The sequence below is a fragment of the Marinobacter vinifirmus genome (genome assembly GCF_002258215.1).
In the GTDB taxonomy this organism is placed as follows: domain Bacteria; phylum Pseudomonadota; class Gammaproteobacteria; order Pseudomonadales; family Oleiphilaceae; genus Marinobacter; species Marinobacter vinifirmus.
Genome location: NZ_NEFY01000037.1, coordinates 1 through 11453 on the forward strand (window position 1 = coordinate 1; position 11453 = coordinate 11453).

The window sequence follows — 11453 nt, forward strand, 5'->3', positions numbered from 1 at the left end:
TGAAGCCCGGGGCGTCTGTTTCCCGGATTTCGCTGGATAACGGTCTCAACGCCAACATGGTCCGGCGCTGGATGAGCGAAGCGCGAAGGGCGGCTAAAACTCCGGAAGCACCTGGATTCGTTCCGGTCCGTCTGCCAGCCGTAGCGCCTGTGCCGGACACCCTGTCAGTCTCGAATCAATGTAGCACCATCCGCATCAAGATTCCCCGCGCCGGTGGTGCGGTTGTGGTGGAGTGGCCTGCGGAGCAAGCCCATCAGTGTGCGGCTTTGCTTCGGGATCTGTTGGGATGATCCGCATTGATGAGATCTGGCTGGCCACCGAACCGCTGGATATGCGGGCCGGACCCGACAAGGCCCTGGCGCGGGTTATTCAGGTATTCGGTTCGGCTAAACCCCATTGCGCCTACCTGTTCGCCAACAAGCGAGGCAATCGGATGAAGGTGCTGATCCATGATGGCCTGGGCATCTGGTTGTGCGCCCGCCGGCTGAACCGGGGTAAATTCCACTGGGGCGAAACCTGGCGCGGTGACCAACTGCGCCTGACCGAGGAACAGTTGTCTGCCTTGGTTCAGGGCCTGCCCTGGCAGCGCATTGGCGCGGAGGGCGTCATCTGCATCCTGTAATCACAAGTGCTGTGATGCCGCTATAGCCAGAACCGCGAATCGCCTGCCGAACAGGGACTTGGCATACTAGGCGGCATGACTCAGCGCCCCGATATCAACCAACTCTCAGCCGATCAGCTCCGCGCTCTGGCGACGGAACTGATGGACTCTCTGGACGCCAAGGATCAAGCCTTGGGCCGGAAGGAGCGGGAGTTGGTGCGCCGCAATGCCATCATCGAGAAGCTGACCCACGAAGTCGCCGTCCTCAAACGTCACAAGTTCGCCCGCCGCAGTGAGCAACTCGATGCCGTTCAGGGCAAGCTCCTGGACGAGCTGATCGACAGCGACCTGGCCGCCATCGAAGCCGAGCTGGACCAGGCGATGACTGAGGAGCAGAAGGCCGCTCGACCCAAGCAGAAGCCCAAGCGCACCCCGCTGCCACCGGAGCTGCCCCGTACCCTGATCCACCACGAACCGGACAATACCCGGTGCCAGTGTGGCTGCCAGCTCAAGCGTATTGGCGAAGACATCAGCGAGAAGCTGGATTACGTCCCGGGCGAGTTCACGGTGGAGCGCCACATCCGGGGCAAGTGGGCCTGCAACCAGTGCGAGACCTTGGTCCAGGCACCGGTACCACCGCAGGTGATCGACAAGGGCATCCCCACCGCCGGCCTGCTGGCTCAGGTGTTGGTGGCCAAGTACGCGGACCACCTGCCACTGTACCGTCAGGAACGCATCTTCGGCCGTGCCGGCCTGGAAATACCCCGTTCAACACTCGCCGAATGGGTCGGTGCCTGCGGTGTGCAGTTGCAGCCCCTGGCAGATGCGTTGAGAAACGCCTTGCTGGAACACAACGTTCTGCACGCCGATGAAACGCCGGTCAGCATGTTGGCTCCGGGTAAGAAGAAAACCCACAAGGCCTACGTCTGGGCTTACTGCACCACACCGTTCTCGGACCTGAAAGCCACCGTTTACGACTTCGCCCCAAGCCGGGCGGGTGAACACGCCCGCACCTTCCTGGGTGACTGGCAGGGCAAGCTGGTCTGTGACGATTACGCCGGCTACAAGGCCGGGTTCGGCAACGGCATCACCGAAATCGGCTGTATGGCACACGCCCGACGCAAGTTCTACGACCTGCACGAGGCCAACAAGAGCGAGCTGGCTGCGAAGGCTCTGGAATACATCGGCGGCCTCTACGAGATCGAACGGGAAACCAAAGACCTGCCGCCGGATAAGCGGCTGGAAATCCGACAAACCAAAGCCAAACCGCTTGCCGATGCACTACAGCAATGGATGCAGGCGCATCGTCAGAAAGTGCCGGATGGCTCCGGCACGGCCAAAGCCCTGGATTACAGCCTCAAACGCTGGGCAGCGCTGACGCGCTACCTCGACGATGGCGCTGTGCCCATAGACAACAACTGGGTGGAAAACCAGATCCGGCCCTGGGCGCTGGGCCGTTCCAACTGGCTGTTCGCCGGGTCACTGCGCAGTGGTCAACGTGCGGCTGCGGTGATGACCCTGATCCAGTCTGCCAAGCTGAACGGTCATGATCCCTATGCCTATCTAAAAGATGTGCTGACCCGCCTGCCGACGCAGAAGAACAACGCCATCGACGAGCTATTGCCCCACAACTGGAAGCCGACTATATCTGACAAGGTGTGATGGCCGGACGCTTACCGTGGGTACACAATTGGACCAAGAAAAACTCAAAGCCATGGCCGCCGAGCTGGCCAAGGACATCAAGTCCGAAAAAGATCTCGGAGCCCTCACGCAGCAACTAGTCAAGCTGACCGTCGAGACCGCACTCAATGCTGAACTGGATGAGCACCTCGGATACGAGAAGCACGCTCCTGAAGGTCGTGGCACTGGCAACAGTCGCAATGGCTATTCTGCCAAGCGCCTGAAGGGCCAGCACGGGGAAGTTTCCATCCAGTCTCCCCGTGATCGGGAAGGCTCATTTGAGCCTCAGTTCGTCCGTAAGGGTCAGTCTCGGCTGACCCAGATGGATGATCAAATCTTGGCATTGTATGCCAAGGGATTGAGCACACGAGACATCGTAGATGCCTTCAAAGAGATGTACGACGCGGACATCTCGGCAACACTGGTTTCCAAGGTGACGGAGCGTGTGATCGATCAGGTTCATGAGTGGCAGAATCGCCCTGTTGATCCGATCTACCCCATCGTCTATCTGGACTGCATCGTTCTGAAAATTCGTCAGGACAAGAGAGTGATCAACAAGTCCCTATATCTGGCCCTGGGCATCAACATGGAAGGCCAGAAGGAGCTGCTGGGCCTGTGGCTTGCCGAAACTGAAGGTGCGAAGTTCTGGCTGTCGGTACTGACAGAGCTCAAGAATCGGGGTCTGGAGGACATCCTGATCGCCTGCGTGGATGGCCTCAAGGGCTTCCCGGATGCTATTGCCGCTGAGTACCCGCAAACCAAAGTGCAGCTATGCATCGTGCATATGGTTCGTAACTCGCTGCGCTACGTGTCCTGGAAGGACTACAGGGCGGTTACTGCGGACCTGAAGCAGATCTATCAGTCCGCCACGGAACATGAAGCCCGGCAGGCACTGGAGGCCTTTGGAGAGCGCTGGGACAGCCAATACCCACAGATCTCTCGTTCCTGGCAAAGCCACTGGGATAACCTGATCACCATCTTCGAGTACCCGCCGGCGATCCGGAAAGTGATCTACACCACCAATGCCATTGAGTCGCTGAACAGCGTGATCCGCAAAGCGACCAAGCGCCGGAAGCTGTTCCCAAGTGATGACTCGGCCCTGAAAGTGGCCTTCCTGGCGATCCAGCAAGCATCAAAGAAATGGACCATGCCAATCAGGGATTGGAAGCCTGCGCTGAATCGCTTTATTATCGAATTCGGTGACCGCCTGGACGGCCACCTGTAATGGGATGGGCAGTTACACAGATTTATTTACAGGCTCCAGAATCTTAGACGCGAAAGGTCAGAGGGGTTCTACCCCATTTCCACGGACGGTTTTAAAACGGCTGACAACTTCCGATCCTGAACGGCAACTCTACGTCGCATCCTGGGATTATGGAACCGCTCAATGTAGTCGAATACATCAGCTCGCGCTTCGTTCTGAGTGCGGTAATGCCGGTGGTGAATTCGCTCCCGCTTGAGCATCCCGAAGAATCCCTCGCAGGCAGCATTATCGCCACAATGACCGACCGCACTCATGCTGCTTACCAAACGGTTGCTACCAAGATATCGCTGGTAGTCACCACTGGTAAATTGACTGCCTCGATCTGAATGCAATACCACCGGGACTTTCCCCTGGCGCTGCCAAACGGCCATCTCAACGGCTCTGATCACCATATGCCGATCCTGCCGGTAATGCATGGGCCAACCAACGATCAGCTTGCTGTATAGGTCGAGAACCACGCACAGAAAGAGCTTTCCTTCCTGCGTGGGCACATAATACGTATTGGGAAATGACTGCGACAACGTTGAATCGCCTGATACCTCAGGACGACTCCTTTGCGAAGAACACTGCCGCTTCGCACAAAAAATCACGCTCCTTCTTCACACGGGCCAGTTCTCGCTTGAGACGGGCGACCTCCTCGTCTCTGGGAGAAGCAGAGCCCTTGAAGGCCATGTCTGTCTCCTCATCCGCTTCTCTGCGCCCCCGAGACAGCAGGTTGGGATTAATACCAACCTCCAGGGCAATCTGGCGACAGCTCACACCGGGCTGACGGGTTAAAGCGATGGCTTCGCGTTTGAACTCTTGGCTATATTTTCTGCGTCTGGACATGAACACTCCTTTGGCACAGTGTGCCTCTTTTTAGGAATGTCCGCAGTAACGGGGTAGAACCCACCCGCCTCGGAGTGGCTGTAGCCCCCAGGCCACAGAGCCAGCTACTTTCCTTGCTGGATTAGCAGTTCCTCGACGAACGGAAAACCTGGTGTTCATCAGCCCGTCGGGTGTGGGCAGGTCAACCCAGCAGGCCCGCTACAGCCTGCTCCAGTTGATCGATAGCCTTTACGAATACCGGTCGATCATCGACAGGACGATACACCACTCACACTTCTTGTGTTGGGAGGCGAAACTATCGACTGAGGCAGAAAGCTACAAGATTGACGCTGAAGAGTGGGCAAAGTAGATGGCCATTGGAAAATCTTTACCCGGCCCCTTCTTTTGGGGGGGGTGTCATATGATTTATGAAGATACTTTGGACAAGGTTCAAAAACAAAAATAGTAGGCAAGAAATGAGTAATCCATATATATTACAAACCCGAGGCCTCGTAAAGACGTTTAGGGGATTTCAGGCCGTTGATCATGTCGATCTACAAATTCGGCAGGGCGATATTCATGCCTTAATTGGCCCTAACGGTGCCGGCAAGACCACGGTTTTCAATCTCCTGACCAAGTTCCTGATCCCGACCAGGGGGCAGATCCTTTATAAGGGAGAGGACATCACCTCTCTGAAATCCGCCGCCATCGCCCGTAGGGGTGTGGTTCGGTCCTTCCAGATTTCCGCTGTGTTCCCGCACATGACTGCCCTCGAGAATATCCGCGTCGCATTGCAGACGTTCGAGGGCAACTCTTTCAGCTTCTGGCAATCCGGAGCCCGTCTGAACAAGCTCAATGAGCGCGCTATGGAATTGCTGGATGCGGTGGGACTGACCAGTTTTGCCAATACCACCACCGTGGAGCTGGCCTACGGCCGCAAACGGGCATTGGAGCTGGCGACCACGCTGGCGATGGAGCCGGAAATCCTGCTGCTCGACGAACCCACCCAGGGTATGGGCAGCGAGGATGTGGATCGCGTGGTGGAACTGGTGCGCAGCGCGGCCAAGGGCCGTACCGTGCTGATGGTGGAGCATAACCTGAGCGTGGTCAGCAAACTGTGTGACCGCATCACCGTGCTGGCCCAGGGGGCCGTTCTGACTGAAGGCGACTACGAAACCGTGTCTGCCGATCCCCGTGTGCGCGAGGTTTACATGGGATCCGACGGTAGTGGCGAGCGAGGCGCGACCGAGACCAATCCCGCCAGTGCGGAGGCCGCCCAATGAGTCACGGACCGGACAAGGAATACGAACAGCTGCGGGTTTCCGGACTGCACGCCTTCTACGGCGAGTCCCATATCCTGCATGGCATCGACATGGTGGTGCACCGGGGTGAACTGGTAACCCTGCTGGGGCGCAATGGCGCCGGCCGCACCACGACCCTCAAAGCGATCATGAACATGGTGGGCCGCCGCACCGGCTCCATCATGATCAACGGGGAGGAGACCATGTCCTGCGCTCCCCATCATATTGCCAGGTTGGGTGTCGGGTATTGCCCCGAACATCGGGGCATTTTTTCGTCACTCAACGTCCAGGAAAACCTGACCCTGCCACCGGTGGTGCGCAGCGGCGGCATGAGCCTGGAAGAAATCTACACCATGTTCCCCAACCTCTACGAACGCCGATTCAGTCAGGGGACGAAGCTCTCTGGCGGTGAGCAGCAGATGCTGGCCATGGCGCGCATCCTGCGCACCGGTGCCAATATGCTGTTGCTCGACGAAATTACCGAGGGTCTGGCGCCTGTCATCGTGGAAACGTTGGGTGAGGTGTTGGTGGCCTTGAAGAAAAAGGGCCTGACAATCGTTCTAGCTGAGCAGAACTTTCACTTTGCAGCGTCCCTCGCAGATCGCCATTACGTTTTGGAGTACGGCCAGATTGTGGAAGAGATTAACTCACACGAGCTGAGTTCTAAAAGGACATTGCTGGATCATTATCTCTGTGTATAGCGAAAGCCAACAATAGGAAAAGAAGTTTGGAATATTGACGTGCAGTAACTCACTAGTTTTGAACCACAATACAATGAGCGACCTAGTTGGAGATATAAAAATGATAAATATGAAAAAGTCTTTCTTGGCGATGATTTTGTCCGCAGTGATCGTTAGCGATGCGCAAGCAGAAATTTCTGACGATATTGTGAAAATTGGCTATCTCGCTGATATGTCCGGTACCTACCGAGATTTGGTTGGGCCAAATGGCCTTGCTGCACTGGAGATGGCGGTGGATGATTTCGGCGGCAAGGTTGGCATGGCTGATATCCAAATCGTTAGCGCTGATGATCGTAATAGCCCCGACGTGGCTTCAAGCACAGTGCGCCGGTGGTTAGAGAATGAAGACGTGGATATGGTAGCGGGATTTGTAGCCTCTTCTGTATCTCTAGCGGCCATTGAAGTTATAAAAGAGAATAATAAGTTAGGCATCGTGTCGGGCTCAATCGCATCAAGTATCACGAATGAGCATTGCTCTCCGAACCATATTCATTATGTATACGATACATATCCGTTAGCTGTTGGAACTGCCCGTGCTGTCGTAGAGGAAGGAGGAGAGTCATGGTTCATTTTGACTGTCGACTATAGTGGAGGCCATGAACTTGAAGCGGCGGTTTCAAGTGTTGTCGAGGCGAGTGGAGGTGAAGTTATAAAGACCCTTCGCCATCCGTTTCCTACACCAGACTTTTCTTCATTCATCCTTCAAGCCCAGGCCTCAGGAGCAGATGTGGTCGCTCTAGCCAACACCGGAGCTGACGCGATTAACGCTATCAATACCGCTGGCGAATTTGGCTTGACTCAATCCGGCCAGAAACTCGCAGCATTGCTGCTCTTTCTTACAGAAGTGCACTCGCTTGGAGTTGAGACTGCTCAGGGGATCCAACTCACAACAGGTTGGTATTGGGATATGAATCCGGAAGCTCGCGCTTGGGCAGACCGATTCTTTGAAAAAACAGGTGTGCGTCCGACAATGGTCCATGCCGGTATCTACTCCAGCACAATACATTATCTTAATGCTGTCGAAGCTACGGGCTCCGACGACTCTCAGATCGTTCGCACTCAGATGATTAATACCCCCATCAACGACATGTTCGCAACTAACGGAAGGATTCGTCAGGACGGTCGTATGGTCTATGATATGTATTTGGCTCAGGTTAAGACCCCGGAGGAATCCCAAGGGGAATGGGATCTATATAAGATTGTCCGCACAATCCCTGCCGAGGAAGCGTTCCGTCCCCTTTCAAATAGTGTTTGTCCTCTAGTCACCGACAACAGGTAATTTTTCGACATGGGCTCTTGAATATTGAGTTTGAAGAGCCCTTGCCGGTCGGTTCGAATAACTTTTGACTATACATTTTTATTAGCTGATTTGGAGTCCGTTGCATGTCAATGGTGTTCGGCGTTCCTCTTGCTGTGCTGTCCGGCCAGCTCATGATCGGGATTATTAACGGTGCCTTTTACGCCCTGTTAAGCCTCGGCCTTGCGGTTATCTTCGGTCTGTTGAAAATCATCAACTTCGCCCATGGCGCCATGTATATGCTCGGTGCCCTGGTCACCGTGGTTCTGTTTGACCTGCTGAGCGTCAATTACTGGGTAGCTCTGTTTGTGGCCCCGGTCCTGGTTGGCGCTTTCGGCTTGTTGATTGAATACTTCCTGCTCCGGCGCATTGCTGGTCAGGATCACATCTACAGCCTGCTGCTCACCTTCGGGGCGGCCCTGATCATCCAGGGCGTCCTCACCAACATCTACGGAGTGTCCGGGTTGCGCTATTCCATGCCGGATATGTTCAAAGGGGGCATCAACTTGGGTTTCATGTTCCTGCCGTACTACCGGGCCTGGGTGATCGTGGTGGCCCTGCTGGTGTGTTTCGGCACCTGGTTCATCATCGAGAAAACCAAGCTGGGTTCCTACTTGAGGGCGGGCACAGAAGACTCGCAGCTGATGCAGGGCTTCGGCATTAACGCACCCTTGCTGGTGAGCCTGACCTACGGATTCGGCGTCATGCTGGCGGCATTCGCCGGTGTGCTGGCGGCACCCATTTATTCGATAACTCCGGTGATGGGGTCCAACATTCTCATCGTGGTCTTTGCGGTGGTGGTGATCGGGGGCATGGGCTCCATTGGCGGGGCCATTATCACGGGCATCCTGATGGGCGTGATCGAAGGCCTCACCAAAACCTTTTACCCGCCGGCGTCCTCGGCCGTTATCTTCCTGGTGATGGTGGTGGTGCTGATGATCCGACCCACTGGCCTGTTCGGTAAGGAGGCATAATCATGAACCAGCCTGTTAATCCTGCCGATATCCACAAAGCCATTGTCGAGCAGCAAAAGATCCAGGACCGCAAGAAATTGATGGTGAACGGCGTTCTGCTGCTGTTGCTGCTGGCCGCGCCCTTCGTGATGTACCCGGTCTTCCTGATGAAGATCCTGTGTTTTGCCTTGTTTGCGGTGGCCTTTAACCTGCTGTTCGGGTTTACCGGTTTGCTGTCCTTCGGCCATGCCGCCTTCCTGGCCACCGGAGGCTACACCACGGGCTACCTGCTCAGTAATTTCTCCGGCCTGACCACGGAGATGGGGATTATTGCCGGTACCGCCATGGCCACCCTGTTGGGGCTGGCCTTTGCGTTACTGTCGATCCGCCGGCAAGGCATATACTTTGCCATGGTGACCCTGGCGTTGGCACAGCTGGTGTTTTTCTTCTTTGTGCAGTCGGAATTCACCGGCGGCGAAGACGGCATGCACGGCATCCCCCGGGGCGAGCTGTTTGGTCTGATTAACCTCGAAGACAACCTCAACATGTACTACTTCGTGCTGGTGGTGTTTATCGCCTGTTACCTGCTGGTGCAGCGCATTGTCGGCAGTCCGTACGGGCAGATCCTGAAAGCCATCAAGCAGAACGAACCTCGGGCGGTCTCGCTGGGTTACAACGTGGATCGCTACAAGATCCTGGCCTTTGTGATCTCCGCCGCGCTGGCGGGTCTGGCCGGCTCCATGAAATCCGTGGTGTTCCAGCTGGCGTCACTGAACGATGCCCATTGGCATATGTCGGGCGAAGTTATTCTGATGACACTGGTTGGAGGTATGGGCACGCTGCTCGGACCGGTGGTGGGCGCCACCTTTGTGGTGAACATAGAGTATCTGTTGTCGCAGGGCCCGCTACGTGACTGGGTAGACCCCATCCTGGGTGGCACCTTTGTGCTAACCGTTCTGGCGTTCCGCAGCGGTATTGTGGGTGAAATCCAAAAATTCATAAAAAAGAACTTGGGGTGATTTAAACAGGATGTGGCTGGTTTTATTTTGGCGAATTGAGCTACTAGTCATTCTAAATAACGAAATTTTTAGATTCCTGCAAAAATCCATAAAGACAGTATTTCTATAAGAAAAAGCTACGTGACTAAAAGACGTTATCTCAGTTCTACTGATATTCTGAAGTTGAAATTAAATTCGTGAGTATTCGATTTATTCCGGCAGTGGGCATTAAATTTTGGTGCCCTAAAAATTAATGTACGGATCTAGATTTTCTAAATGTTAGACATATACGTTGAAAGTCGAATATATGCATCAAGCCCCCCCCCACTTTTGAGAGGGGAGCCAATCAGAGGGGTGCATTACGATTGTTTTAGCATCACAAATTAAGTTTGAGATGCAAGTAGGTTTCAATAATTTAAAAAAGGAAACAATTAATGAGCTATAAAAAAAACAATACCTATAAACTAAGCGCCCTTGCAGCAATTACTATGCTTTCTACATGTTCGGTATCTGCCTTTGAACTAGATGTGGCTGATATGAAGGCTAGCATTTATGGATATGCGAAGCTCGACATGATTTATGACGTTGACGGGTATATTGGACCTACTGTTACCCACCGTCTAATTTCCCTCGACAGTCAGGAGGGGGCGGAGGGGCATGCTAACCTTCACGCCTTTGAAAGTCGATTAGGGTTTAAGACTTCCACTCCCGTCGCCGGAAGCACGCTCAACACAACTATCGAGGGCGATTTTTACGGAGGTGGAGGCGGTCAGTTCCGACTGCGACATGCATATGGTGAATGGAATGGAGTTCTTGCAGGGCAAACATGGACGAATTTTGGAGGTTTCCTGGGTTTTACGCCGGTTGTTGATTTCACTGCTCAGTTTGGACAGGGGAACATTACACGCCAAGCACAGTTGCGATATACGAGCGGTGGACTATCAATAGCATTGGAGGACCCCGGCAACATCGGAAGCAATGTTGATATGACTAATAGCCCCAGTACTGATGATGAGTTAAAGAATGGATATCCCGATTTAACTCTTCGGTATGAAGATCGTTATGGCGCTATTAGTTATGGCGTCTCCACCGTTTTAAGAGAGATCGCATATTACAATTCTGCTAGTAATAGCGATGAAAGTATTCTGGGCTGGGGGGTGAATTTTGAGGCTGCTTCAAAGGTGACGGATAGATTTACCCTTAGGGGCGCATTTACTCATGGTGATGGATTGGGGGGCTATCTTTACGGGTCACCTAGTGGTGCCGGATTCATTGACGCTAGCGGCTCTGTAGAGGGAATTAAGGGTGTTGGCGGCACTGTTGGTATGACGATTTCGGTTGGTACCGGAAACGTGAATGTTGCCTATGGAATTGCAACGGTGGACTTGGATGATGCAGTTGGCCAGGGTGCAATGTCTTCGCTAGCGACCGACAGAGCGGAAAGCATCTACCTAAATTATATTTGGTCACCTGCTAAGCGTATCAACTATGGCGTTGAGGCCGGTTATCACAGTCGTAGAACACAAAGTGGCGAGGAGGGTGATGCAGTTCGCTTACAAGGAATGGTGCAGTATGTTTTCTGACGTGCCGTATATGAAAATGTTTGGATAGACTAAAGTCTTATCCCGAATATAAAGCGACATTTTTCCCTCGTTAGTATCTTGCCAACGGGGGATTTTACTTGGTGGAGTGTAGAGTTTAGCAAATCTATTAGAAAGTCAAAGTATTCATTTAAATATTTTAATAATATATTGTACTAGTGTTTGTGATAATAATAAATAAGTAAAAGTGTAAATTCACGATGAGAATAAA

Annotated in this window: 10 protein-coding genes and 2 pseudogenes; 10 read left to right on the forward strand and 2 right to left on the reverse strand. The window is 53.7% G+C overall.

Features of this window, described 5'->3' with window-relative positions; genetic code table 11:
* The 4 genes from B9Q17_RS18225 to B9Q17_RS17440 form a co-directional block, all read left to right on the forward strand.
* A partial coding sequence (locus tag B9Q17_RS18225) for a hypothetical protein (RefSeq protein WP_094626141.1) occupies positions 1 to 290 on the forward strand: 290 nt, incomplete at its 5' end.
* Positions 287 to 622 carry an IS66 family insertion sequence element accessory protein TnpB gene (tnpB, locus tag B9Q17_RS17430; RefSeq protein ID WP_022990718.1) on the forward strand — a complete coding sequence of 112 codons (336 nt, stop codon included), beginning with the start codon at positions 287 to 289 and terminating at the stop codon, positions 620 to 622. The genes B9Q17_RS18225 and tnpB, both read left to right, overlap by 4 nt.
* Positions 623 to 697: 75 nt before the next feature.
* Positions 698 to 2263 (forward strand): IS66 family transposase, encoded by a 1566-nt coding sequence (gene tnpC / locus B9Q17_RS17435; RefSeq protein WP_094626142.1) that lies wholly within the window; start codon positions 698 to 700, stop codon positions 2261 to 2263.
* 28 nt (positions 2264 to 2291) lie between these two features.
* Entirely contained in the window at positions 2292 to 3506 is a 1215-nt protein-coding gene (locus B9Q17_RS17440; protein ID WP_094626143.1) for an IS256 family transposase, read from the forward strand.
* A gap of 68 nt (positions 3507 to 3574) precedes the next feature.
* Here the strand turns inward: B9Q17_RS17440 and B9Q17_RS18620 are convergent.
* Both B9Q17_RS18620 and B9Q17_RS18625 read right to left on the reverse strand, forming a co-directional pair.
* Positions 3575 to 4030, reverse strand: a pseudogene (locus B9Q17_RS18620) (DDE-type integrase/transposase/recombinase); the annotation flags it as partial.
* A gap of 2 nt (positions 4031 to 4032) precedes the next feature.
* Positions 4033 to 4373 (reverse strand): annotated as a pseudogene (locus tag B9Q17_RS18625) (transposase); the annotation flags it as partial.
* A 455-nt stretch (positions 4374 to 4828) separates the two neighbouring features.
* On the opposite strand from B9Q17_RS18625, the gene B9Q17_RS17455 reads away from it, so the two are divergent.
* The 6 genes from B9Q17_RS17455 to B9Q17_RS17480 all read left to right on the forward strand — a co-directional run bounded on the left by B9Q17_RS17455 (position 4829) and on the right by B9Q17_RS17480 (position 11224).
* Complete coding sequence (locus tag B9Q17_RS17455) at positions 4829 to 5635, forward strand: ABC transporter ATP-binding protein (protein ID WP_094626145.1); 807 nt, start codon at positions 4829 to 4831, stop codon at positions 5633 to 5635.
* On the forward strand, positions 5632 to 6354 hold the full coding sequence (locus tag B9Q17_RS17460; protein WP_094626146.1) for an ABC transporter ATP-binding protein: 723 nt from the start codon (positions 5632 to 5634) through the stop codon (positions 6352 to 6354). The genes B9Q17_RS17455 and B9Q17_RS17460 overlap by 4 nt, the downstream gene beginning before the upstream one ends.
* 100 nt (positions 6355 to 6454) lie before the next feature.
* Positions 6455 to 7672, forward strand: coding sequence for an ABC transporter substrate-binding protein (locus tag B9Q17_RS17465; protein WP_058091424.1), 1218 nt, complete (start codon positions 6455 to 6457; stop codon positions 7670 to 7672).
* A gap of 104 nt (positions 7673 to 7776) precedes the next feature.
* Positions 7777 to 8664 (forward strand): branched-chain amino acid ABC transporter permease, encoded by an 888-nt coding sequence (locus B9Q17_RS17470; RefSeq protein WP_094626147.1) that lies wholly within the window; start codon positions 7777 to 7779, stop codon positions 8662 to 8664.
* Positions 8665 to 8666: 2 nt separating this feature from the next.
* On the forward strand, positions 8667 to 9662 hold the full coding sequence (locus B9Q17_RS17475) for a branched-chain amino acid ABC transporter permease (protein ID WP_058091422.1): 996 nt from the start codon (positions 8667 to 8669) through the stop codon (positions 9660 to 9662).
* Positions 9663 to 10075: 413 nt separating this feature from the next.
* A complete protein-coding gene (locus B9Q17_RS17480; protein WP_094626148.1) occupies positions 10076 to 11224 on the forward strand; it encodes a DcaP family trimeric outer membrane transporter in 1149 nt (382 codons plus the stop codon).
* Positions 11225 to 11453 lie beyond the last annotated feature (229 nt).

Bases quoted from the DNA above. Each gene is read 5' to 3' on its own strand.
- tnpB (WP_022990718.1), top strand. From the start codon at position 287: ATGATCCGCATTGATGAGATCTGGCTGGCCACCGAACCGCTGGATATG.
- tnpC (WP_094626142.1), top strand. From the start codon at position 698: ATGACTCAGCGCCCCGATATCAACCAACTCTCAGCCGATCAGCTCCGC.
- B9Q17_RS17455 (WP_094626145.1), top strand. From the start codon at position 4,829: ATGAGTAATCCATATATATTACAAACCCGAGGCCTCGTAAAGACGTTT.
- B9Q17_RS17460 (WP_094626146.1), top strand. From the start codon at position 5,632: ATGAGTCACGGACCGGACAAGGAATACGAACAGCTGCGGGTTTCCGGA.
- B9Q17_RS17465 (WP_058091424.1), top strand. From the start codon at position 6,455: ATGATAAATATGAAAAAGTCTTTCTTGGCGATGATTTTGTCCGCAGTG.
- B9Q17_RS17470 (WP_094626147.1), top strand. From the start codon at position 7,777: ATGTCAATGGTGTTCGGCGTTCCTCTTGCTGTGCTGTCCGGCCAGCTC.
- B9Q17_RS17475 (WP_058091422.1), top strand. From the start codon at position 8,667: ATGAACCAGCCTGTTAATCCTGCCGATATCCACAAAGCCATTGTCGAG.
- B9Q17_RS17480 (WP_094626148.1), top strand. From the start codon at position 10,076: ATGAGCTATAAAAAAAACAATACCTATAAACTAAGCGCCCTTGCAGCA.